Source organism: Pseudonocardia endophytica (assembly GCF_004339565.1).
Lineage (GTDB): Bacteria > Actinomycetota > Actinomycetes > Mycobacteriales > Pseudonocardiaceae > Pseudonocardia > Pseudonocardia endophytica.
The window spans coordinates 42,969-65,348 of sequence record NZ_SMFZ01000002.1 but is presented as its reverse complement, the minus strand read 5'-3'; the positions used below and the strand labels follow the sequence as shown (position 1 = coordinate 65,348).

At 73.2% G+C, this 22,380-nt stretch carries 22 protein-coding genes and 1 pseudogene; 12 read left to right on the top strand and 11 right to left on the bottom strand.

Going from position 1 to position 22,380, the window contains the following annotated elements:
- Positions 1-37: 37 nt before the first annotated feature.
- On the bottom strand, positions 38-583 hold the full coding sequence (locus tag EV378_RS19090) for a L,D-transpeptidase (protein WP_132428257.1): 546 nt from the start codon (positions 581-583) through the stop codon (positions 38-40).
- A 284-nt stretch (positions 584-867) separates the two neighbouring features.
- Here EV378_RS19090 and EV378_RS19085 point away from each other — a divergent pair, with 284 nt between their 5' ends.
- Positions 868-2,685 carry a glycosyltransferase family 39 protein gene (locus EV378_RS19085; RefSeq protein ID WP_132428255.1) on the top strand — a complete coding sequence of 606 codons (1,818 nt, stop codon included), beginning with the start codon at positions 868-870 and terminating at the stop codon, positions 2,683-2,685.
- Between the two features lie 328 nt (positions 2,686-3,013).
- Here EV378_RS19085 and EV378_RS19080 read toward each other — a convergent pair whose 3' ends face one another.
- From EV378_RS19080 to EV378_RS19065, 4 genes are all read right to left on the bottom strand, one after another.
- Positions 3,014-3,895, bottom strand: coding sequence for a class I SAM-dependent methyltransferase (locus EV378_RS19080; RefSeq protein WP_132428253.1), 882 nt, complete (start codon positions 3,893-3,895; stop codon positions 3,014-3,016).
- Between the two features lie 221 nt (positions 3,896-4,116).
- Positions 4,117-4,974, bottom strand: coding sequence for a MaoC family dehydratase (locus EV378_RS19075; RefSeq protein WP_132428251.1), 858 nt, complete (start codon positions 4,972-4,974; stop codon positions 4,117-4,119).
- The gene (locus tag EV378_RS19070; protein ID WP_132428249.1) at positions 4,975-6,333 is read right to left on the bottom strand and encodes a 3-oxoacyl-ACP reductase; all 1,359 of its coding nucleotides are present in this window, start codon (positions 6,331-6,333) and stop codon (positions 4,975-4,977) included.
- Positions 6,330-7,631 (bottom strand): acetyl-CoA C-acetyltransferase, encoded by a 1,302-nt coding sequence (locus tag EV378_RS19065; RefSeq protein WP_132428247.1) that lies wholly within the window; start codon positions 7,629-7,631, stop codon positions 6,330-6,332. Before EV378_RS19065 ends, EV378_RS19070 begins: the two co-directional genes overlap by 4 nt.
- 74 nt (positions 7,632-7,705) lie before the next feature.
- Between EV378_RS19065 and EV378_RS19060 the strand changes: the two genes are divergently transcribed.
- The 4 genes from EV378_RS19060 to EV378_RS19045 all read left to right on the top strand — a co-directional run bounded on the left by EV378_RS19060 (position 7,706) and on the right by EV378_RS19045 (position 12,313).
- On the top strand, positions 7,706-8,392 hold the full coding sequence (locus tag EV378_RS19060) for a TetR family transcriptional regulator (protein ID WP_132428245.1): 687 nt from the start codon (positions 7,706-7,708) through the stop codon (positions 8,390-8,392).
- A complete protein-coding gene (locus EV378_RS19055; protein ID WP_132428243.1) occupies positions 8,389-10,332 on the top strand; it encodes an acyl-CoA dehydrogenase family protein in 1,944 nt (647 codons plus the stop codon). Before EV378_RS19060 ends, EV378_RS19055 begins: the two co-directional genes overlap by 4 nt.
- 90 nt (positions 10,333-10,422) lie before the next feature.
- Positions 10,423-11,442, top strand: a complete 1,020-nt coding sequence (locus EV378_RS19050) for an aldo/keto reductase (RefSeq protein WP_132428241.1) — start codon at positions 10,423-10,425, stop codon at positions 11,440-11,442.
- 1 nt (position 11,443) lies between these two features.
- Positions 11,444-12,313 carry an LLM class flavin-dependent oxidoreductase gene (locus EV378_RS19045; RefSeq protein WP_132428239.1) on the top strand — a complete coding sequence of 290 codons (870 nt, stop codon included), beginning with the start codon at positions 11,444-11,446 and terminating at the stop codon, positions 12,311-12,313.
- 56 nt (positions 12,314-12,369) lie between these two features.
- Here the strand turns inward: EV378_RS19045 and EV378_RS19040 are convergent, their stop codons facing one another.
- On the bottom strand, positions 12,370-13,662 hold the full coding sequence (locus EV378_RS19040) for a D-arabinono-1,4-lactone oxidase (protein WP_165922396.1): 1,293 nt from the start codon (positions 13,660-13,662) through the stop codon (positions 12,370-12,372).
- 157 nt (positions 13,663-13,819) lie between these two features.
- On the opposite strand from EV378_RS19040, the gene EV378_RS19035 reads away from it, so the two are divergent.
- From EV378_RS19035 to EV378_RS19020, 4 genes are all read left to right on the top strand, one after another.
- A complete protein-coding gene (locus tag EV378_RS19035) occupies positions 13,820-14,443 on the top strand; it encodes a DUF4190 domain-containing protein (RefSeq protein WP_132428235.1) in 624 nt (207 codons plus the stop codon).
- A 73-nt stretch (positions 14,444-14,516) separates the two neighbouring features.
- Complete coding sequence (locus EV378_RS19030; RefSeq protein ID WP_243653644.1) at positions 14,517-15,809, top strand: multidrug effflux MFS transporter; 1,293 nt, start codon at positions 14,517-14,519, stop codon at positions 15,807-15,809.
- A gap of 51 nt (positions 15,810-15,860) precedes the next feature.
- Positions 15,861-17,729, top strand: coding sequence for an ABC transporter ATP-binding protein (locus EV378_RS19025; protein WP_207908955.1), 1,869 nt, complete (start codon positions 15,861-15,863; stop codon positions 17,727-17,729).
- 92 nt (positions 17,730-17,821) lie between these two features.
- Positions 17,822-18,040, top strand: coding sequence for a hypothetical protein (locus EV378_RS19020; protein ID WP_132428231.1), 219 nt, complete (start codon positions 17,822-17,824; stop codon positions 18,038-18,040).
- 4 nt (positions 18,041-18,044) lie between these two features.
- On the opposite strand, the gene EV378_RS19015 is transcribed toward EV378_RS19020, so the two are convergent.
- Complete coding sequence (locus EV378_RS19015) at positions 18,045-18,305, bottom strand: hypothetical protein (RefSeq protein ID WP_132428229.1); 261 nt, start codon at positions 18,303-18,305, stop codon at positions 18,045-18,047.
- A gap of 23 nt (positions 18,306-18,328) precedes the next feature.
- Positions 18,329-18,655: a hypothetical protein gene (locus EV378_RS19010; protein WP_132428227.1), complete on the bottom strand. Its 327-nt coding sequence runs from the start codon at positions 18,653-18,655 to the stop codon at positions 18,329-18,331.
- A gap of 85 nt (positions 18,656-18,740) precedes the next feature.
- On the opposite strand from EV378_RS19010, the gene EV378_RS19005 reads away from it, so the two are divergent.
- Positions 18,741-19,958: an FAD-binding domain-containing protein gene (locus EV378_RS19005; protein ID WP_207908799.1), complete on the top strand. Its 1,218-nt coding sequence runs from the start codon at positions 18,741-18,743 to the stop codon at positions 19,956-19,958.
- Positions 19,959-19,966: 8 nt separating this feature from the next.
- On the opposite strand, the gene EV378_RS19000 is transcribed toward EV378_RS19005, so the two are convergent.
- Both EV378_RS19000 and EV378_RS18995 read right to left on the bottom strand, forming a co-directional pair.
- Positions 19,967-20,512 (bottom strand): bifunctional nuclease family protein, encoded by a 546-nt coding sequence (locus EV378_RS19000; RefSeq protein WP_243653643.1) that lies wholly within the window; start codon positions 20,510-20,512, stop codon positions 19,967-19,969.
- A 103-nt stretch (positions 20,513-20,615) separates the two neighbouring features.
- Positions 20,616-21,353 carry an SDR family oxidoreductase gene (locus tag EV378_RS18995; RefSeq protein ID WP_132428221.1) on the bottom strand — a complete coding sequence of 246 codons (738 nt, stop codon included), beginning with the start codon at positions 21,351-21,353 and terminating at the stop codon, positions 20,616-20,618.
- A 217-nt stretch (positions 21,354-21,570) separates the two neighbouring features.
- Between EV378_RS18995 and EV378_RS37085 the strand changes: the two are divergent.
- Both EV378_RS37085 and EV378_RS18985 read left to right on the top strand, forming a co-directional pair.
- Positions 21,571-21,633 (top strand): annotated as a pseudogene (locus EV378_RS37085) (hypothetical protein); the annotation flags it as partial.
- The gene (locus EV378_RS18985) at positions 21,621-21,830 is read left to right on the top strand and encodes a hypothetical protein (protein ID WP_132428219.1); all 210 of its coding nucleotides are present in this window, start codon (positions 21,621-21,623) and stop codon (positions 21,828-21,830) included. The pseudogene EV378_RS37085 and the gene EV378_RS18985, both read left to right, overlap by 13 nt.
- On the opposite strand, the gene EV378_RS18980 is transcribed toward EV378_RS18985, so the two are convergent.
- Positions 21,811-22,314 carry a TIGR03086 family metal-binding protein gene (locus EV378_RS18980; protein ID WP_132428217.1) on the bottom strand — a complete coding sequence of 168 codons (504 nt, stop codon included), beginning with the start codon at positions 22,312-22,314 and terminating at the stop codon, positions 21,811-21,813. The two genes, EV378_RS18985 and EV378_RS18980, sit on opposite strands and share 20 nt — an antisense overlap.
- Positions 22,315-22,380: the final 66 nt, after the last annotated feature.

Here is a 22,380-nt window from a genome sequence, read left to right as displayed (position 1 = left end):
CCCTAGTGCCGCGCCGGGGACCGTCCTCGGCGCGGCGTCAGTGCCCGCCGCGCGCCGCCATCTCGGCCTTCGCGGAGACGACCTGGACCTTGTCGCCGATCTGCAGGTAGTCGAACCAGGCCTTCGCGTCGTCCGGGTTCAGGTGCACGCAGCCCGCCGACGAGCGGCTCGGACTGCCGCTGTGGAACGCGATGCCGCCGTCCTCGAAGAACACCGAGTTCGGCATCGGCGCGGGTGCCCCGTTCGGCAGCCGCGACTCCTGGCTCTTGTGGTTCGCGTCCTTGCGGTAGACGCGCAGCGAGTGCCCGACCGGCGTGGCCTGACCGTCGCCGCCGGTGGCGACCGGGACCGGCCCGCGCAGGATCGTGCCGCCGGAGAACAGCCACGCACGCTGCGAGTCGAGGTCCACGCAGGACTTCGCGCTGACGGTGCAGGGGGTGCCCGGGACGAGCGCCTCCTTGTGCGCGGCCGCCGCGGCGGGCGACTCGGCGAGCGCGGTGCCGGCCAGCAGCACTCCGGCCGTGGCGACCAGCCCGACCACGGTCAGGCGACGGCGGCCTCGGAAACGCCGGATGTCGATCATCAAGTTCCTCTGCTCTCGTCGGACTCCCGAATGGTCGACGCATCACCGGCGGCGCGGGTTGCGTCGAATTCCGAAATTCGACGACCCGATCTCGGACGTCCGGTCACGGGGGTCGAAATCGGATATCCGACACACCCGGACAACTCCGACATGGCCTGCCACCAGGTATTTTATTCGCGCCGTCGCATTCAGCCCGATTCGCCGTGAATGCGCACCGATATCCTCTCGCGGATCGAGCTCATGATTTCTACGGTGCACTCGACGATCGACGCGGGGGGTGCGGGATGACGGACACGGCGACCGTTGAGGCACCACCGGTGCCCGACCCCACACCACCCCGGTGGCCGCGCCGCGCCGCGCTCGGACTGCTGACGCTGATCGCGGGCGGCCTCTACGGGTGGGGCATCGGCGAGACGCCGCTCGAGCCGTACTACGCGGCCGCGGTCCGGACGATGGCAGGCAGCTGGCGGGCGTTCGCGTTCGGCGCGTTCGACCCGGCGCAGACGATCACGCTCGACAAGCTGCCCGGAGCGTTCTGGCTGCAGGCGCTGTCCGTGCGCGCGTTCGGCTTCCATCCGTGGGCGCTGGTGCTGCCGCAGGTACTGGCCGGCATGGCGACGGTCCCGCTGCTGTACCGCGCGGTGCGCAGGCTCGCCGGTCCCGGCGCGGGCCTGACCGCCGCGCTGGTGCTGGCCGTGACACCTGCCGTCGTCGCGCTGGACCGGGGCAACATCTCGGACACCGTGATGGTGCTGCTGCTCGTCGCGGCCGCGGACGCGATGTCCGGCGCGATCGTGCGCGGCGGGTGCGGGCGGGTCCTGCTCGCCGGCGTCTGGGTGGGGCTGGCGTTCCAGGCGAAGATGGTCGAGGCCTGGATCGTGCTGCCCGCGCTGGCGCTGCCGTACCTCGTCGCGGGCCCCGGGCGGGCCGGGAGGCGGACGCTCGACGTCGTGCTCGGGGGCCTCGTCACGGCGGCGGTCTCGCTGGCCTGGACGACGGCCGTCGCGCTCGTCCCGGGGTCGTCGCGGCCGTGGGTGGACGGCAGCACCGGCAACTCGCCGTTCGAGCAGGTCTTCGTCTACAACGGGCTGGGCCGGGTCGGGCAGCAGAGCCCGCTGCAGGTGCTGGCCGGGCAGGGGCTCTCGGTCGGCGTGGCCAGCGACCCCGGCCCGCTTCGGCTGGTGTTCGGCGTGCTCGGGATCACGACCGGCTGGATCCTGCCGCTGGCCGTCCTGATCGCCGTGGCCGGCGTCGTCGCGCGACGACGCGAGCCGCGCACCGATCCGGTGCGCGCGGCCGTGCTCCTGTGGGGGACATGGCTGGTGCTGTTCGCGGTCGCGTTCTCCGTGCTGTCGACGGTGAACCCGTACTACACGGCGGCGCTCGGCCCGCCCGCAGCCGCGCTCGTCGGGATCGGTCTGGTGCAGGCGTGGGCGCACCGGCACTCGGTGCGGCTCCGGATCGCGGTGGCCGTACTGGTGCTGCTCACCGCGGCGCACGCGGCGCTGCTGTCACTGGCGCCCGGCGCCCCGCGTGGACTGTCGGCCGCCGTTCTCGTGGTGGGTGTCGTCGCGGTGGTGCTCGTGGCCGTCGCCCGGCGGACCGCGGGCCGGACGGCGGCCGCAGGATTCGCGCTCGCGGTGGTGGCCGTGCTGCTCGCCCCGGCCGTGGCATCGGCGACGGTCGTCGCCAGGGACGAGGGCGCCCTCGACGTGCCGTTCGAGCCGGCCCGCGCGACGACCGCGATCCGGGGGCTGTTCGTCCGGACGCCGGAGCAGGTCGCCGGGACGCTGCCCGTGCTGGAGCAGGTCCGGGCGGGCGCTCCGGACCTGATGGCCGTGCAGTCGTCGGCGGTGGCCTCGGTGTTCGCCGAGCAGGCGGACGAGGAGGTCCTGCCGATCGGCGGCTTCACCGGGACCGGTCCGACGCCGTCGCTCGACGAGCTGCGCGCGGACGTCGCGGCCGGGCGGTTCCACCTCGTGCTGGCGTTCCCGAGTCACGACCCGCGGATCGTCTGGGTCGCCACGCACTGCCGGCATCTCGGCCGCACGCCGCCGCCGTTCCGGGACTACGTCTGCACCCCGGCGGACGCGGCGCGCTGACCGGGCAGGACGTCAGTCCAGCCCGCGCACGATGTTCGTCTCGTCCTCGGCGTCGTAGACCTCGACGTCCTCGCGCTCGGCGGTCAGCTCGGTGACGGGCATGGCTCCTCCTCGGGTTCGCGCGGCGAGGTGTGGGGAGGACCCACGGGAACGCCGGGCTTGCATCACGACCTTGAAATGGTGAACGCCGGAAGAACGCCGGTCATTACACCTCAGGAGCTTTTCCGGTCTGTGAACCGATCCAGAGCCCTCGGGAGACGGCGTGGGCCACGCTGCCCACGCCCGTCGCCGATTGTCACCGCCACATGCGTCGGAACACCAGAGGTGCTCACGCGTCGTGACGGAACCGCCACACGACGAGAGCAGGCACGCCGTCGTTCGCCGCCCGGGCGGCCCGCGGCACCATCGCGGCGAGCGACCACGGCCAGACGTCCCAGGGGCCGGGATCGGCCGTCGGTTCGGTGGCGGCGGGCGGCGGCGGTACCGGCTCCTCGCAGCGCTCGACGGCCAGGCCGAGCGGCAGCGCGGCGCGCAGGTAGTCCCCGACGAGGTGGCGGTGCGCGGGCAGCCGGCCCGGGCGACCGTCGCCGTCGCGCACGGTGGGGACGGAGCTGCGCAGTACGGACTCGTGGTGCATGTCCGACACGACGAGCCGGCCGCCCGGTCGCAGCACGCGCGCGAACTCGCGCATCGCGGGAGCGAGATCGGGCAGGTGGGCCAGCGCGAGCCCGCAGACGACGACGTCGATCTCGTTGTCCGGCAACGGGAGCGCGGACAGGTCGCCGCCGCGGAACTCGGCGGCGGGGATCTTGTCGCGGGCGACGGCCAGCATGTCCGGGGAACGGTCCACGCCGATGACCTCATGCCCGCGGTCCAGCAGCGCGGCGGTGTGCCGGCCCGTCCCGCAGGCGGCGTCCAGTGCCCGGCCGGGCGGCAGGTCGTCGAGCATGCCGTGGACGAGCGCGGTCTCCAGGCCGAACGCGGCGTTGGCCGGGTCGTCGTAGGTGGGCGCCCAGGCGCGGTAGCCGTCGACGGTCCCGGTCTGTTCGACGTCGACCGCGAGACCGTCCAGCGCCGGGTCGTCCAGGAGCGCACGGATCTCCCGGAGGCGGTCGGCGACGAACTCCCGATCGTGCTCACCGCGGAACGCCCGCAGCAGCGCCTGGCCTTCGACACCGAGCAGGTAGGCCCGCGGGTCCTCGTGGATCATGCACCCGACGCTAGGAACGGACGCCGCGCGCGTTCCACCGGATTTCGGCGGCGGCACCCGGCCGTCTCCGGCAGCAGGCCCGCGCGATCCGGGGCGGCACACCGCATCCCGGTGGCGCCCCGGATGTCCCGCGGCGCCCCGTTACGGACCGCGGCACCCTGCCGCGCTCTCCGGCACCCCGCGCGACAGGAGCCGCGCGGGGTGCCGGAGTACCGCAGGGGTCAGGACACCCGACCGACCAGGTGGACCTTCTCCGCGTCCTTCGCCGAGCGCACGGCGAGCGACCACCCGCCGTCGCGCTGCGCGGTGACGAGCTCGACGCGGCTGGGCAGCAACAACGGCTTGCGGAACGCGACGTCGTAGGTCAGCGCGTCCGGGACCCTCCCCTGCAACGACGCCAGCGCGTGCGCGGCCGTCCACATGCCGTGCGCGATCGCGCGCGGGAAGCCCATCGCCTTCGCGGTCAGGCCGTACAGGTGGATCGGGTTCACGTCCCCGCTGGCCGCCGCGTACCGGCGACCGGTGTCGTCGGCGACCTTCCACGTCGCCGCGGCCGGTCCGGTCGGCGTCTCCGGGTCCGGGATGTCCGAGCCGGCCTCGGTCTCTCGCGGGGCCTTCGCGCCGCGGGCCAGGTACGTGCTGCGGCCGTCCCAGACCCGCTCGCCGCCGGAGTCCACCTCGGCCACGAGGTCGACCTGGGCACCCTTGCGGTGCGCGACGAACCGCTCGGCCCGCACGGCGATGTCCAGCGTCTCGGTCGGCGCGATGCCGCGGTGCACGGTGATCCGGTTCGCCAGGTGCACGAGGCCGGGCAGCGGCACCGGGAACGCCGGATCGGCCATCAGCACGACCTGCAGTCCGAACGCCAGCACGTGCGGGTAGGTCGCCGGCAGCGTGCCGCCGATGCCGAACCCGCAGGCCAGCGCGTAGTCCGCCAGGTGGTCCTGCTCGACGGTCACGCCGCGGCGGACGATCTGTCTGTCCGGCAGCTCCGTCGCGCCCCGTCCACCCGGTAGCACGCTCCTGGCGTACAGCGGCCCGAGGGACGGCGGTCCGTCCAGTTCGGTCACGGTGCCCATTCAGGCCCCCAGCATCGACTGGCCGCACACGCGCACGACCTGCCCGTTGAGCCCGCCGCTCTCCGCGCGGCCGAGCCAGCCGATCGTCTCCGCGACGTCCACCGGCAGCCCGCCCTGCTTGAGCGAGTTGACCCGGCGGCCCGCCTCACGGGTGCCGATCGGCATCCTTCCGGTCATCTCGGTCTCGATGAATCCCGGCGCGACGGCGTTGATCGTCGCGCCGCGCTCGGCGAAGCGCGGGGCCATCGCCCGCACCATTCCGATCACCCCGGCCTTCGACGACGCGTAGTTCGTCTGCCCGCGGTTGCCCGCGATGCCGGACTGGGAGGACACGCAGACGATCCGGCCCGCGTCCCGGAGCGGGGACCCGGGAGCCAGCAGTGCCTCGTTGATCGTCAGTTGGGCGCCGAGGTTCACCGCGAGCACGGAGTTCCAGCGGTCCTCGGTCATGTTCGCGAGCAGCTTGTCGCGGGTGATGCCGGCGTTGTGCACCACCAGGTCCACGCCGCCGTGCCGCTCCGCGAGGTGGTCGAGCAGGCGCTGCGGCGCGTCGTCGGCCGTGATGTCGAGCTGCAGCGCCGTACCGCCGATCCGGTTCGCCGTGCGCGCCAGGCCCTCGCCCGCCGCCGGGACGTCCACGGCGACGACCGACGCGCCGTCGCGCGCCAGCGTGTCCGCGATCGCCGCGCCGATCCCGCGCGCCGCCCCGGTGACGACGGCGACACGCCCGGCCAGCGGCCGCTCCTCACCGCGCGGGTCGTCCACCTCGGCCGGGTCCAGCGTCGGCCCGACCGGGACGCCGACGTGCACGACCTGACCATCCACATAGGCCGAACGGGCGGACAGGAAGAACCGCACCGAGGAGTCCACGGCGGACGGTGCCGCGTCGCCGTCCACGACGAGCAGGTTCGCCGTCGCGCCGAAGCGCAGCTCCTTGCCGATGGACCGGATCAGGCCCTCCAGCGACTGCGCGACGGCGGCCGCCTCCGCGCCGGACGCCCCGGACGGCTCCGCCCCGAGCAGCAGCAGCCGCCCGGACGGTCCGAGCTTCTTCACGGCGGGCGACAGGATCTGCTGCGCGGCCGCGAGATCGGCCAGCGTCGTCGCACCCGAGAGATCGACGACGACGCCGTGCAGCTTCTCCTCGCCCGGCTCGGTCACGGCGTTCTGGCCCTGCTCCTCGACGAACGCCGTGATCGGCTTCGCGAACCGCCCGTCGCCGACGGACGTCACGAGCACCGGGCCGGCCAGCAGCGGGTCACCCGGGGAGTGCCGGCGCAGCTTCGGGACCGTCGGCAGGCCGAACTGCTTCGCGATCGGCGTGCGGGACAGCGTGGTCAGCAGATCGTCCGAACTCATGCCTTCGCCTCCAGGATCGCGACGACGCCCTGGCCGCCCGCGGCGCAGATCGAGATCAGGCCGCGCGTGTCCTTCCCGGTCTCGGTCGCCTTCTCGCGCAGCAGCTTCGCCAGCGTGGCGACGATCCGTCCGCCGGTCGCGGCGAACGGGTGCCCGGCCGCGAGCGACGAGCCTGCGACGTTGAGCTTCGCGTCGTCGATCGCACCCAGCGGGGCGTCCAGGCCGAGGCGCTCCTTGGAGAACCGCGGGTCCTCCCAGGCCTTGCGCGTGGTGAGGACGACGGACGCGAACGCCTCGTGGATCTCGTACAGGTCGAAGTCCTGGAGGCTCAGGCCGTTGCGCGCCAGCAACCGCGGCACGGCGAACACGGGCGCGGTGAGCAGCCCGTCCGGGCCGTGCACGTAGTCGACGGCGGCCGTCTCGGCGTCCACGAAGTGCGCGAGGACGGGCAGCCGGTGCTCCGCGGCCCACTCGTCGGAGCCGAGCAGCACGAGCGCGGAGCCGTCGGTCAGCGGCGTCGAGTTGCCGGCCGTCATCGTCGCGTCCGGACCCTTGCCGAACACCGGCTTGAGCTTCGCCAGCTTCTCCACGCTGGAGTCGGCGCGCAGGTTGTTGTCCCTGGTCAGCTTCAGGTACGGCGTAACCAGGTCGTCGAAGAACCCGCGGTCGTAGGCGGCGGCGAGGTTCTGGTGGCTGCGCACGGTGAGCTCGTCCTGCTCCTCGCGGCCGATGCCCCACTCGGCGGCCGTCCGCGCGGCGTGCTCGCCCATCGACAGGCCGGTGCGCGGCTCCCGGTTCTCCGGGATCTCCGGCACGATCTGGCCGGGTCGCAGCTGGCCGACCAGCTTGAGGCGCTCCACCGGCGTCTTCGCCGCGTTGATCCGGACCAGGACACGGCGCAGGTCGTCGTTCAGCGCGATCGGCGCGTCGGACGCGGTGTCCACGCCGCCCGCGACGCCGCTCTCGACCTGGCCGAGCGCGATCTTGTTCGCGACGGCGATCGTGGCCTGCAGGCCGGTGCCGCACGCCTGCTGGACGTCGTAGGCCGCGGTGGCCGGGTCCAGACGGCTGCCCAGCACGGCCTCGCGCGTGAGGTTGAAGTCGCGCGAGTGCTTGAGCACCGCGCCGGCGACGACCTCGCCGAGCCGCTCACCGGCCAGCCCGAAGCGGGCCACCAGCCCGTCCAGCGTGGTCGTCAGCATGTCGAGGTTGGACGCACGGGAGTACGCGCCGTTGGCGCGCGCGAACGGGATCCGGTTGCCGCCGATGACGGCGGCGCGCCGGGGACTGGCTGGCATGGAACGTCCTCCTACCGAGGGGTGCGTGCTCTCCGGAGTGACCGGGGTAGCCGGTACTCAAGGTACACGGTACTATGAGTTTCGTGAAGGCGGCACGAGATCGACGCGACAGCCGGTGGGACGCCCATCGGGAGCAGCGGCGTGCCGAGCTCGTCGCCGCGACGATCGGGGCGATCCGCGAGCACGGCGCGGGCGTCGGGATGGACGACGTCGCGGCCGCGTCGGGCACCAGCAAGACCGTCGTCTACCGGCACTTCGGCGACCGCACCGGCCTGTACACCGCGGTGTGCGATCAGGTCGCGGCCGTGCTGTTGGACCAGGTCCGCCGCGCGACGGACGAGGCACTGCCGACCGGTCCCCGGGCCGCCGTGTCCGCCGGGATCGACGCCTACCTCCGTCTGATCGAGTCCGATCCCGAGCTCTACCGCTTCGTGGTGCACCGGCCGTTGTGGGTGCAGCCCACCGGATCCCGCGGTGAGGCGCCCGGCGAGACACCCGATCCGGTGAACGACCTGGTCTCCGTCATCGGCGACGAGATCGCTGCCGTGATCGCACAGCGCCTGCGCGGCAGCGGTGTCGAACCGGGTGATGCCGCGCGGCCGTGGGGACACGCGATCGTCGGGCTGGTGCGCGGCGCCGCCGACGACTGGCTGCTCCGCCCCGGCGGCATGACCCGCGACCGCCTCACCACACACCTCACCGACCTGGCCTGGTCCGGACTGTCCGGCCTGGCATCGCAGTTGCAGGAGGACGACGCATGACCCCCGCGGTTTCCGCACTCCGCACGGTCCTGGACGGGCGCTGGGCGCACGTCCGCGAGGACACCCGCGAGCAGATGGGGCAGCACGCCCTGTCCGCCGACCCCGACTTCACGACCGAGCAGTACCGCGCCTGGACGCTCGAGGCGCTCAAGGTCCTGACCGCGTCCGGCCGGCCGAACACCGGGTTCGATCCGTCCGTCGGCGGCGAGGGCGACGTCGGCGGTGTCGTCACGTCGTTCGCCATGCTCGCCTACGGCGACCTGTCGTTGCTGGTCAAGGCCGGCGTGCAGTGGGGACTGTTCGGCGGGGCCGTCCAGGTGCTCGGCACGTCCCGTCATCATGAGACGTACCTCCGGAAGATCATCGACGGCGAGCTGCTCGGCTGCTTCGCGATGACCGAGACCGGACACGGCTCCGACGTGCAGCACCTGCACACCACGGCGACGTACGACCCGTCGTCGCAGGAGTTCGTGATCGACACCCCGCACCCGGGCGCGCGCAAGGACTACATCGGGAACGCCGCGCGCGACGGGCGGATGGCCGTCGTGTTCGCGCAGCTGATGACGCGCGGCGAGAAGCACGGCGTGCACGCGTTCCTGGTCCCGCTCCGCGACGGGAACGGGCAGCCGATGCCCGGCGTCGAGATCACCGACGACGGCCGCAAGGCCGGCCTCAACGGCGTCGACAACGGGCGCCTGGCGTTCGACTCCGTCCGGGTTCCGCGGGAGAACCTGCTCAACCACTTCGCCGACGTCGCGGAGGACGGCACGTACTCCAGCTCCATCGAGAACGAGACGGCCCGCTTCTTCACGATGCTCGGCACGCTCGTGCGCGGCCGGATCAGCGTGGCCGGCGGCGCGGGTGCCGCGGCGCAGAAGGCGCTGACGCTGGCGATCCGCTACGGCGAGCAGCGCCGCCAGTTCGCCGACCCGACGACCGGCGAGGAGATCGCCGTCCTCGACTACCTCGCCCACCAGCAGAAGCTGCTCCCGGCGCTGGCCACGAGCTACGCGCTGCAGTTCACGCAGGACGATCTGGTGGCCCGGATGCACGAGATCCAGGCTCCGGGGAAGCCCCCGGCCGGAGCCAGGGAGCAGCGGATGCTCGAGCAGTCCGCCGCGGGGATCAAGGCGATCGCCACGTGGCACGCCACGCACACGATCCAGACCTGCCGCGAGGCCTGCGGCGGCGCCGGCTACCTGTCCGAGAACCAGCTGCCCGCGCTCAAGGCGGACACCGACGTGTTCACCACGTTCGAGGGTGACAACACGGTCCTGCTCCAGCTGCTGGCCAAGGAGCTGCTGTCCGACTACGGGCGGACGATCAAGGTCGGCAACCCGCTGAAGATCGCTCCGCTGCTCGGCCGCCAGCTCGCGAGCATCGGCGCCGAGCGGACCGGGCTCGCGTCGGCCCTGCGCCGGCTGCCGGGCCTGTCGCTGGACCTGACCGACCGCCGTCGTCGACAGGCGTTGCTGGAGACCCGACGCGACGACACGCTCGCCACGGCGATCCGGAACCTCGCCCCGGCGCTGCGCAGGTCCAACGACGAGTTCACCGTGTTCAACTCCTCGCAGGACCTGCTGCTGACGGCGGCCCGCGCGCACGTGGACGCGCTCGTCGAGGAGTCGTTCCGGCAGGCGATCGAGCGCACGACCGACCAGGACGTCGCCACCCTGCTCCGGCGGGTCTACGACCTGCACGTCCTCTCGGTGATCGACCGCGAGCGCGCCTGGTACCTGGAGACCGGACGGCTGACGGCGACCGAGTCGCGCCGCATCCGGCCGCTGGTCAACGAGCTGTGCGCCGAGCTCCGCCCGCACGCCCGGCTGCTGGTGGACGCGTTCGGCATCCCGGAGCCCTGGCTCGCCTGCCCGATGCTGGACGGCGCCGCGCCGCTCCCGGCCACCCAGGAGACCGCGGAGGTCGCCGCCGCCGGCTGAGACACGACCGCCTTGATATCCGGAACCTTGTTCCGCTAGCGTGAGCGGAACAAGGTTCCGGATATTCATGATGGCAGGAGGCGAGCTCTCGTGCAGTACCGCACGTTGGGCCGGACCGGCATTCAGGTCAGCACGCTCGTACTGGGCGCGATGAACTTCGGCGGCCTCGGCCGCACCACGCAGGACGACGCCACGGCGATCGTCGACGCCGCCCTCGGAGCGGGCGTCAACCTGATCGACACCGCGGACTTCTACTCGCACGGCGAGTCCGAGGAGATGGTCGGCAAGGCGATCGCGGGCCGCCGCGACGACGTCGTGCTCGCCACGAAGGCCGGCCTCCCGATGGACGACGACCGCAACCACCGCGGCAGCTCGCGCCGCTGGCTGGTCACCGAGCTGGAGGCGAGCCTGCGCCGTCTCGGCGTGGACCACGTGGACCTCTACCAGGTGCACCGCTGGGACCCCTCGGCCGACGACGAGGAGACGCTGTCCGCGCTGACCGACCTGCAGAGGGCCGGCAAGATCCTCCACTTCGGATCGTCGACGTTCCCGGCGTACCGGATCGTCGAGGGCCAGTGGACGGCGCGCGAGCGCGGGCTCGGGCGGTACGTCACCGAGCAGCCCGGTTACTCGGTCCTGCAGCGCGCCATCGAGACCGACGTGCTGCCGGTGACCGAGCGGTACGGGATGGGCGTGCTCGTGTGGAGCCCGCTCGCGTCCGGCTGGCTCTCCGGTGCCGTCCGCAAGGGACGCGAGGTCACGACGAACCGGTCCGCCGTCGTGCCGCACTACTTCGACACGTCGGACCCGGTGAACCTCGCGAAGCAGGACGCCGTCGAGAAGCTGGCCGACGTCGCCGACGGGGCGGGCCTGACGATGATCCAGCTCGCGCTCGGCTTCGTCACCGCGCACCCGGGCGTGACCAGCGCGATCATCGGCCCGCGCACACTGGACCACCTGACGTCGCAGCTCGCGGCAGCGGACACCGTGCTGCCCGCGGACGTACTGGACGCGATCGACGGGATCGTCGCCCCTGGCGTCGACCTCGCGCCGGGGGAGAAGAACTTCACCCCGCCTGCGCTGGCGGACGCGACGCTGCGGAGGCGCTGAGATGGCACCCTCGTTCGGGATCATGACCGCGCCGATGCAGGTCGGCTACGACGACGTGCTGCGCGTCTGGCGCGAGGCCGACGAGATCCCCGAGATCGAGCACGCGTGGCTGTTCGACCACCTCATGCCGATCGGCGGTGACCCGGACGGCCCGGTGTTCGAGGGCTGGACGATGCTCTCCGCGCTCGCCGCGAGCACCCGGCGGCTGCGCATCGGACTGCTCGTGACGAGCAACCGGATCCGGCCGCCCGCACTGCTGGCCAAGATCGCGACGACCGTGGACGTCGTCTCCGGCGGACGGCTCGACTTCGGCATCGGAGCGGGGTCACGGCCGAGCGTCCCGATGGCCCGACGCGAGTACGACATGCACGGCCTGCCCTACGTGACCGGACCGGAGGCCGTCGAGGCACTGGGCGAGGCGTGCACGGTGATCCGTCGGCTGTGGACCGAGAACGAGCCGTTCGACTTCGACGGCGAGCACGTCCACCTCACCGGGGCGTTCGGCAACCCGAAGCCCGTGCAGGAGCCGCACCCGCCGATCATGATCGGCGGGCGGGCGTCGTCGACGCTGCGGGTGGTGGCCGAGCACGCCGATCTGTGGAACATCCCGGGCGGCGGCGACGTGGAGGACCTGCTCGGACGCGGCAGGCTGCTCGACCGCTACTGCGCCGAGATCGGCCGCGACCCGTCGTCGATCACGCGCTCGATCCACCTGTCGGTGTCCTACGAGGACCCGGGTGCCACGCGCAAGCAGGTCGAGGCGGCCGTCGGTGCCGGGTTCACGCACGTGATCCTCGGCCTGGGATCGCCGTACCCGGACGGCGTCGCCCGGCGGGTGGCGGACGAGATCATCACGCCGGTTCGCGGGTAGCTCGCCGTCGCCGGCCGCGGCTCGCGCCGCCAACGGTGACGGCGCGCTGCGCCGGCTCAGCCCAGCACGCGCGTGACGTGCGGGTTCGTGAAACGCCGCTGCGGGTCCAGCCGCTCGCGGACGGCGGCGAACCGCTCCCACGCCGGGTACAGCGGGGCCAGTGCGTCCGCGCGCATCAGATGGCGCTTGCCCCAGTGCGGGCGACCGTCGAACGACCGCGCGATGTCCTGCACGGCCCGGAAGTACGGTTCCCACGGCATCCCGCGGTACACGTGCGCCGCCACGAACACCGTGTCGCGGTCCCAGGAGGGCGAGAGGAACGCGTCGGTGTCCGCGGCGCCGAACCGCACCTCGATCGGGAGGGTGACGTCGTAGCGGCCGCCGGCCAGGTGGATCGCGCGCACCGCGTCGGCGGCGGCGGACCGCGGCATCGCCCACTCCGTCTCGGTGAACCGGACGGTCCGGCGGGAGCAGAACACCCGGTGGGCGACGTCGACCCGTTCCGCAGGACGCAACGCCGTCGCGGCGAGGCGGTTGAGCAGCGGGATCGCGGTGGGCGCCGTCCGCCCGAGCCGGCACACGGCGCCCAGCCCGCGGTTCCGCAGCAGCGTCTCGTCGACCCACCGCGACGCGCGCCCCTGCGGCCGGGCCGGTACGCCGGTGACGTCGTTCGTGCGGGTCAGCGCCGTCGCGGTGTGCGGGAACAGGTGGAACTCGAAGTGGTCGTGGCGATCTGCCAGCTCGTCGATCCCGGAGAGCACCTCGGCCAGCGGCATCGGCCGGTCTCGCGCCCACAGCCGGAAGGCCGGGACCACGTCGAGCGCGACGGCGGTGACGACACCGAGCGCGCCGAGCGGGACCCGCGCCGCGGCGAGCGTCTCCGGATCCCCCCGGTCGATCGTCGTGACGGTCCCGTCCGCGGTCACCATCTCGAGTGCGACGACGCGCGTGGCCAGGTTCCCGTGCCGGGCGCCGGTGCCGTGGGTGGCGGTCGCGACCGCGCCGGCGACGGTCTGCCGGTCGATGTCGCCGAGGTTCGGCATCGCCAGCCCGAGACCGTCGAGCTCCCGGTTCAGCTCGTGCAACCGGGTCCCGGCACCGACGGTCACGACGGCACCACGGCCGGTGCGCTCCAGCGACCGGATCCCCCGCAACCGTCCGAGGTGGACCAGCACGCCGTCGGTCGCGACGACGTCGGAGAACGAGTGGCCGCTGCCCGCCACGCGTACGACCCGGCCGGTGCTCTCCGCCCGGCGGACGACGTCCACCACGCCGTCCACATCGGAGGGTTCCGCGTACTCGGCGGGCCGGCACATCTGGTCGCCGGTCCAGTTCCGCCACCGCGCCACGGCGTCAGAGCGTAGGCGGTCTCCGTCGAGAGAGTGCATCGCCTCATCAGTCCTGATGAGCTGCCCGGGCGAGTCGCTAACGGCATTCGGCCCAGCGACGTGGAGCAGATGACAGGCGCGGTCGTCGGGGACCGGCCGTGATCCACCGGAGGCCGAGATGACGAGCACGACCGAACGACCCGTCGCGCCGTGGCCGACCCGCCGTGAGCGCGAGGGCGGCCCCGCGCGACGGCCGATCTCCGTGTCACGTCCCGCCGCCTACATGCCACGGCACGCCGTCGCCGACGTGACCGAGCGACTGCCGATCGTGATCCCGGCGCAGCGGTCGGCCGAGGCCCGCCCCGCGACCTCCGCCACCCCGCACCCCGCCCCGTGGCGGCCGACACACGCGCCGCGCCCGCCGCGCCCCGCGGTCGGCAGCGCCGTCCACGACGTCCGCCCGGTGACCGGGACGGCACGCGACGGGCTCGGCATCGCCGCCGTGTGTCTCGGGGCGGTCGGGCTGCCGTTCGGGCTGGTCCCGGTCACCGGGTTCATGGCGGCCGGGCTCGGTGTCCTCGCGCTGGCGTTCGGGATCGCCGGATGGTCGCGATTCCGGGCCGGGCTGGTGTCGAAGCGGGGCGCCGCCGTCACCGGGGCCGTACTCGGCCTGATCGCACTCGGAATCGGGGTGGCCGGCACGGTCGCGTTCGTCCGGGCACCCGACCGGCTGACCTACGACCTGAACTCGATCTCCACCTCGTGGTCGGGTGCGACCGCCGTCACACCGGCGGGGGAATGACTCCTCGCCGACCGGGGTTGGCCCCTGACGTGGCTGTGACGATTCCGACGACGACTCCGAACCGGACGACCTCGTGAGCTCGGGCCTCCTGCGGTCCTTCGCGTCCGGGCCGACCGGGATCCCCGGCCGGCTGCGGGTCGCACTGATCCTCGGTGCGCTGATCGCGCTCGGCCCCCTGACGATCGACACCTACCTGCCCGCGCTGCCGCGCGTCGGCGCCGATCTGCAGGCCGCCGAGACGACGGTGCAGCTCACGCTCACCGGAACGCTTCTCGGGCTGGCGCTCGGCCAGATGCTGATCGGCCCGCTGTCCGACGCGTGGGGGCGCCGGCTCCCGCTGCTCGCCGGCACGGCGCTGCACGTGCTGGCCTCGGCCGCCGTCGCGGTCGCGCCCTCGATCGAGGTGCTCGCCGTGCTCCGGGTACTTCAGGGCGTCGGTGCGTCCGCGGGCGCCGTCGTCGGTCTGGCCGTGGTCCGCGACCTCTACACCGGACGCCAGGGCGCCACGATGCTGTCCCGCCTGATCCTCGTGATGGGCGCGTTCCCGGTGATCGCCCCGACGCTCGGCGGCTTCCTGCTGCGCTGGACGTCCTGGCGCGGCGTGTTCCTGTTCCTGGCCGTCTACGGGCTGGTCATGCTCGTGGTCGTCACGCGAGGGCTCCCGGAGACGCTCCCGGCGAACCACCGGCGCAGCGCACGGCTCGGCCCGACGCTGCGCACGTACGGGACGCTGCTGCGCGACCGCACGTTCGTCGGGCTCGTCCTGGTGGCGGGCCTCGCGATGGCCGGGCTGTTCAGCTACGTCTCCGGCGCCGCGTACGTCTACCAGCAGCAGTTCGGCATGGACCAGCAGACGTTCGGGCTGTTGTTCGGCGCGGGCGCGGTGTGGCTCGTGATCGGCACGCAGCTGAACCCGGTCTTCCTGCGCCGCTACGAGCCGCGGCGGATCCTGACCGTCGCCGTGCTGGCGGGCGTCGCGATCGGTGCCGTGCTGTTCACGCTGACGGCGACCGGCACCGGCGGGCTACCCGCGCTGCTCGCCGGCGTGTGGGCGCTGCTGCTGTCGGCCGGGTTCGTGCTGCCGAACGCGCCCGCGCTCGCGCTGGCCCGCTACGGCGAGTCGGCCGGCACCGCGGCCGCGCTGCTCGGTGCGCTGCAGTTCGGGATCGGGGCGGCGACATCCCCCGTGGTCGGCGTGCTCGGCAACGACGCGTGGGCGATGGCGACCTCGATGTTCGGCGCGACGGCGCTCGGCGCGCTGGCGCTGCTCGCGGTCGTGCGGCCGTGGACGCTGCCCGACCTGGGCGACGACGCGGACACCACCGACGACGAGCTCGACGGGGACGCGCTGCCCGCCGCCGCATGACTTCTTGACCTGAAGTCAGCTTCAACTCATACCGTCGTGCCCATGACGGACATGAACGCCTGGATGGCCCTGCGCAACGTCAGCGAGCGGCCGGGACGGCACACGCAGCCGACCGGTCGCGTGGTCCGGCGGATCATGGAGTTCGCCCGGCCGCACCGACGACGGATCGGATGGTTCCTCGTCGCCAGCGTGGTCGGCGCCGTGCTCACCGTCGCGACGCCGCTCCTGGCCGGCGAGGCGGTGGACGCCATCAACGGCCGCGCGCCGATCGGCGTGCTGGCCGGGATCGCACTGCTGATCGGTGCGATCGCGCTGGTGGAGGCCGGCGCGGGCCTGTTCACGCGCTGGCTGTCCGCCGGTCTCGGCGAGGGCCTGATCTGGCAGCTGCGCACGGCGGTGTTCGACCACGTCCAACGGATGCCGGTCGCCTTCTTCACCCGGACCCGCACCGGCGCACTGGTCAGCCGGCTGAACAACGACGTGCTCGGCGCACAGCGCGCGTTCAGCGACACGCTGTCCGGGGTGGTCAGCAACCTGGTCACGCTCGCGCTGACGCTCGGCGTGATGCTGGTGATCTCCGGGCCGGTCACGCTGCTGACGCTGGTCCTGTTCCCTGTGTTCGTGCTGCCGGCCCGGATGATGGGCCGCAGGCTGGCCACCCTGCAGCGCGAGGCCGCCGAGCACAACGCGGCGATGAGCACCCGGATGACCGAGCGTTTCTCCGCGCCCGGCGCCACGCTGATCAAGCTGTTCGGCCGCCCGGCCCAGGAGTCCGCCGAGTTCTCCGACCGGGCCGAGAAGGTCCGCTCGATCGGCGTGCGCTCGGCGATGGTGCAGTGGGTGTTCGTGACGGCGCTGACGCTGGCGTCGTCGCTGGCCGTGGCACTGGTCTACGGCGTCGGCGGGTACTTCGCGCTGGGCGGCAGCCTGAACGCGGGCGACGTCGTGTCGCTGGCGATGCTGCTGACCCGCCTCTACGCGCCGCTGACGGCGCTGGCCGGCGCCCGGATCGAGATCATGAGCGCGCTGGTGAGCTTCGAGCGCGTGTTCGAGGTGCTGGATTTGAAGCCGATGATCACGGATTCGCCCACGGCCCGCCCGGTCCCGGACGGCGGCGTCGCGGTCGAGTTCGACCACGTCCGGTTCGCCTACCCGACGGCGGACAAGGTGTCGCTTGCCTCGCTGGAGGAGGTCGCCACGCTGGACACCCGGGGCGGCGACGAGGTGCTGCACGACGTCTCGTTCTCCGTGGCACCCGGGCGGATGCTGGCGCTCGTCGGGTCGTCCGGGGCCGGGAAGTCGACGGTCGCGCAGCTGCTCGCGCGGCTGTACGACGTGGACTCCGGCGCGGTCCGACTGGCCGGGGTCGACGTCCGCGACCTGACCTCCGAGTCGATCCACCGCACGATCGGCTTCGTCACCCAGGACGGGCACCTGCTGCACGACACGATCGCCGCAAACCTGCGGATCGGCGCGCCGGACGCGGCCGACGCCGACCTGTGGGGCGCGCTGGAGCGGGCCCGCCTCGGCGAGCTGGTCGCGTCGCTGCCGGACGGGCTGGAGACGGTCGTCGGCGAGCGCGGCTACCGGCTCTCCGGCGGCGAGCGGCAACGGATGACGATCGCGCGGATCCTGCTGGCCCAGCCACGCGTCGTCGTACTGGACGAGGCGACCGCCAGCCTGGACTCGACGTCGGAGGCCGCCGTGCAGGCCGCGCTGGCCGAGGCACTGACCGACCGGACCGCGATCGTGATCGCGCACCGGCTGTCCACGATCCGCGAGGCCGACGAGATCCTGGTGCTGGAGTCCGGACGGGTCGCCGAGCGCGGTACGCACTCCGACCTGCTGCTCCGCGACGGCCGCTACGCGGAGCTGTACCGGACGCAGTTCGCGGACACGCCGGCGCCGGTCGCCGCGTGACCATCGGAACGACCGTGCGGCCGCGGCAGGTGGCCCGGCCGCACGATCGCGCCTGCGGCTCTGACCTCGGTGATCCGCGCTATCGTTCGCAGGTGATCGAGCGTTCGCTGGTCGTGACCCGGGTGTCCGCCGACCGCATGCCGTCCTCCGTCGGTGACGTGGCGTCCCTCGCGATCGACTACGCCGGGAACCCGGACCTGCTGGACCACCTCGGGGCGGACCGGCGGGTGGTGTCCCACAACCTCACCCCGCTGCCGAACGGCGACTTCCTGCTCTCGCTGTTCCTGGAGACGCGCGGCCACGAACGCTGACGCGCTACGGCGTGTTCAACGGCCCGTTGCCGAGCGGTCCGTAGTAGCCACCCGCGGGCGGCTCGGGCTGGGGCGTGCTCGGCTGCGGCGTCGTCATGATGATCGCGCGACCCTCCGGGTTGTCCGGCGTGCAGGGCACGGCCCCCGGCACACCGGGCGGACCGGGAGGCGGGTCGGCGGCGGCCATCGCGGGCCCGGCGCCCAGCAGGAGTCCGCCTCCGGTCAGCGCGGCGGCGGTGAGCAGTGTCGTGATGGTCGTCCTCATCATGCGTCTCCCGTTCGGTGTCGTCAGACGTCGTTGCGCGGGTCGTGGCATCCGGGCGGGAGCGGGACGCCCATGATGTCCTGGCAGATCGCGTTCTCGTTCGGCGGCGCAGGCGCGGGTGGCGGGGGCTGGTCGTACTGGCTGGAACCGGGTCCCTCCTGGCCGGGCTCCTGCATCGGCGGCGGGACCGGAGGCCCCGGCGGCACCGGGGGCTGCATCGGCACGGCGACCGCGACGGCGACCGGTGCGGTGACCTGGTCGGCGGCCTCTTCGGCCGTCGCCAACGCGCCGAGGATCCCGGCGGCCGCGACCGTCCCGAACGCCATCCGTGTCATGAACGTCGATCTCATGGGCCGGGACGCTAGGACGATCTCCGGGGAGGCCTCCCGAGCCGCTGCCGCGCGGGCCGACCCGCCCGACCGCACACTCGATCGCGTGCGACTCCCCACTCCCGGCACCGGCGAGGAGACCTCCTGGGTCGCCGAGCACCTCGGCGACCTGTGCCGCGACGAGCCCCACGCCTCCGGCGCGTTCCGCGGTGGCCAGACGGCTGCCGACGACGCGCTGGGCGCGCTGGACATCAGCTTCTACGCCCGCCGCCGCAACGAGGTGCTGCCCAGGTCCCGGCGCGGCGCCACCGGGCTGTCGCCGTGGATCCGGCACGGGCTGCTCGACCTCCCGAGGGTGTGGGACGCCGTGGCCGACACGCCGCCGTCGGACCGCAGGAAGTTCCGCGACGAGCTGTGCTGGCAGGAGTACTCGCGGCACCTCTACGCGCGGCTCGGCACCCGGACCCGGTCCGCACTGCGGGCCGCGCCGGCCAGGGCGACGGACGGCTGGGACGAACCCTGGCCGCGGGACATGGCCTGCGTCGACGCGTGCGTGACCGAACTGCACGACGACGGCTGGCTGGTGAACCAGACCCGGATGTGGATGTCCTCGCAGTGGACGGTCCGGGCCGGGCACGACTGGGCCGACGGCGAGTCGGAGTTCTTCGCCCACCTGCTCGACGGGTCGCGCGCGGCGAACCGGGTCGGGTGGCAGTGGACGATCGGTGCGGGCACCGGCAAGCCCTACGGCTTCTCGCGCTGGCAGGTCCGCAAGCGGGCGCCGCAGCTGTGCCGGTCCTGCGCCCTGTCCGACGACTGCCCGATCGAGAGGTGGCCGGACATCCCGTCGTCGCGCCCGGCGCCGGAGCGGGACCCGCGACTGCGCTCGGACCCCGATCCGGAGGCGACCGGCGGCCCGTCGGAGCCGGTGGGCGACGACGCCCCGGACGCCGTGTGGCTGACCGCGGAGTCGCTCGGGGACGCCGACCCAGCGCTCGCCGCGCACCCGGGTCTGCCGGCCGTGTTCGTGTTCGACGAGCCGCTGCTACGACGGTTGTCCCTGTCCGGCAAGCGACTCGTGTTCCTCGCCGAGACGCTCGCCGATCTCGCGACGCGGCGCGAGGTGCGGGTGTACCGCAGGACGCCCGGCGAGGCTCTGGCCGGGGCGGCCGTCGCCGTCACCCACGCACCGGTGCCCGGATTCGGCCGGCGCCGCGACGCCGTCGAACCGGCGGTGATCCACCCGTGGCCGTGGCTCCACCGCCCGCACGACGGGCCGGTCACGTCGTTCTCGGCCTGGCGCAAGCGGTTGGCCCGGCGCTGAGCGCCTGCTCAGCGGAAGTCGTCCGGCGACACCTCGTCGATGAACTCCTTGAACTCCCGCAGCTGGTCCTCCGGCGGGGCGTCCGGCCCGTCGGCGCCCGCGGCCGCCCGCGTCTGCGCGCCCTGACCGGAGGGATCCTCCGAGTCCGGCGGGATGACGTCGTCGACGTTCTGGCCGACCTCCTCCAGCACGTGCTCGGCGATCCCGATCGGGAGCCGCTCGCGCACCGCGACCGACAGCGCGTCGCTCGGCTTGACCTCGACCCGCTCCCCGGTGTCGAACACGAGCTCTGCCGTGTAGACGCCGTCGGTGAGGTCGGTGATCTCGATCCGCTCGAGGCTGTGCCCGAGCGCCTCGACGACCGGCAGCAGCACGTCCTGGGTGAGCGACGTGGAGTCACCGTCCCGGGGCCCGACGGCGATCACCTCGGCCTGCGCCGGTCGCAGGAAGATCGGAACACATCGCGTGCCCTCGATCTCCCCGAGGAGCAGGACCGGCTGCCGCGACCGTGCGTGCACGATCAGCCGCAGGACATGCATGGACTTGACGCTCACGCCGCCTCCGCAGGACAGAGCCATTGACGCTGATCCTCCATTCTCACCGGACCACCGGCACGGGCGCGTCTCATCGCGAGACGCCCGTCACAGTGCCGAGGCATCAGCCGCGGCCGATGAACGGCATGGTCGTCGCCGTGACGGTGAGGAACTGGACGTTCGCCTCCAGCGGCAGGGACGCCATGTAGAGGATCGCGTCGGCGACGTGCCGGGCGTCGAACGTCGGTTCCGGGCGCACCGAGCCGTCCGCCTGCTTCGCGCCCGTCGCGATCCCGGACGTCATGTCGGTGGCCGCGTTCCCGATGTCGATCTGCCCGCAGGCGATCCCGAACGCGCGCCCGTCCAGCGACAACGAGCGGGTCAGGCCGGTGATCGCGTGCTTCGTCGCGGTGTACGCGGCACTGCCGGGGCGCGGCACGTGCGCGGAGATCGACCCGTTGTTGACGATCCGCCCGCCCTGCGGGTCCTGGGAGCGCATGGCCGCGAACGCCTCCCGGGCGCAGAGGAACGAGCCGGTCAGGTTCGTCGCGACGGCGGCCTTCCAGTCCGCGACGGCGATCTCGTCCACCGTGCCGCCCGGACCGAACGTGCCGGCGTTGTTGACCAGCAGGTCCACCCGCCCCCAGCGGTCCCGCACGGCGGAGAACAGGGCGGCGACCGACGACTCGTCGGAGACGTCGGTGGGCACGGTCAGCGACTCCGGGTGCCCGCCAGCGACGGCCTCCAGCCGCTCCGCCCGCCGCCCGGCCAGCGCGACGCGCCATCCCGCGCCGAGCAACGCCTGGGAGATCACCTCCCCGAGCCCCGAGCTCGCCCCGGTCACCACCGCCACGCCACCCATGCACGCACTCTCGCACCGCTCGTCGGTCCCCGTCACCGGCATCGCATCGTCTCGGCGCGTCTACCGCAGATCCGATACGCGGCGAGACGGCGCGATGCCCGTCGGCCACGTGTCGATCAGGACAGGGGAGCGGTCACCGCACGATCGAACAGCGCTGATGTCCTGATCGACGTCTGCCCGGCCGGAGTCGCTGGTACGCGGCGACCTGGTCACCGGCGTGATCGACTGGAGCGACGCCCGGAGCGCCGACCCGGCCGAGGACCTCGCGTGGGCCCTGCGCGGTGCGCCCGCCGGGTTCGCCGCGGCCGTGGCGGACGCCTACCGGTCGACGCCGGACGAGGTGTCCCGCGCGGGGGCTGGCTGCCGGTCGGCCCGTTCCACGCGGTCGCGCACGGGCTGGACACCGGCGACCGGGCGCTCGTCGCGTCCGGCCGCCGGGAGATCGTGGACCGGCTCGCTACGGCGTCCGGCCGGTGATCGCGACGATCCGGTCGATCAGCGGAGCACCCTCGTCGACGACGGCGGGTGGTCCCCACAGCTGCGGCACCGGCGCGTCGGGCACGAACTCGGCGACGTGGTCCAGGCACGCCCGCAGCGTCGGCTCGTCGGAGAGGTCGAACTGCCGGCCGATCGCGCGGGCGAGGTCCCAGCCGTGGACGACCATCTCGGTGAGCACGATCCGGCCCCACACCGCGTTCGGCAGGTCCAGGGCGCCGACGCCCTCCCACGCGGCCGGATCCGCCCACTCGGCCGCGAGCGCGTCGAGACGCTCCGGGACGTCCGTCCGCCAGCCGGGACCGAGCGGGTCGGCGGTGTCGGCGCCGCGGGCGACCTGGTCGAGATGGGCGATCAGGTCGCGCACCGCGAGGTCGGTGCAAGGGGTCGGGTCGTCCAGCCGGTCGGCGGGTACGTCCGCGACCAGCGATGCGGTCACGGTGCACGCGGGCGCGAGATCGATCACGGGATCCTCCGTTCGTCACCCCCATGACCACCCGGACCGGCCGGACTCATCGCGAATCGAGGATTC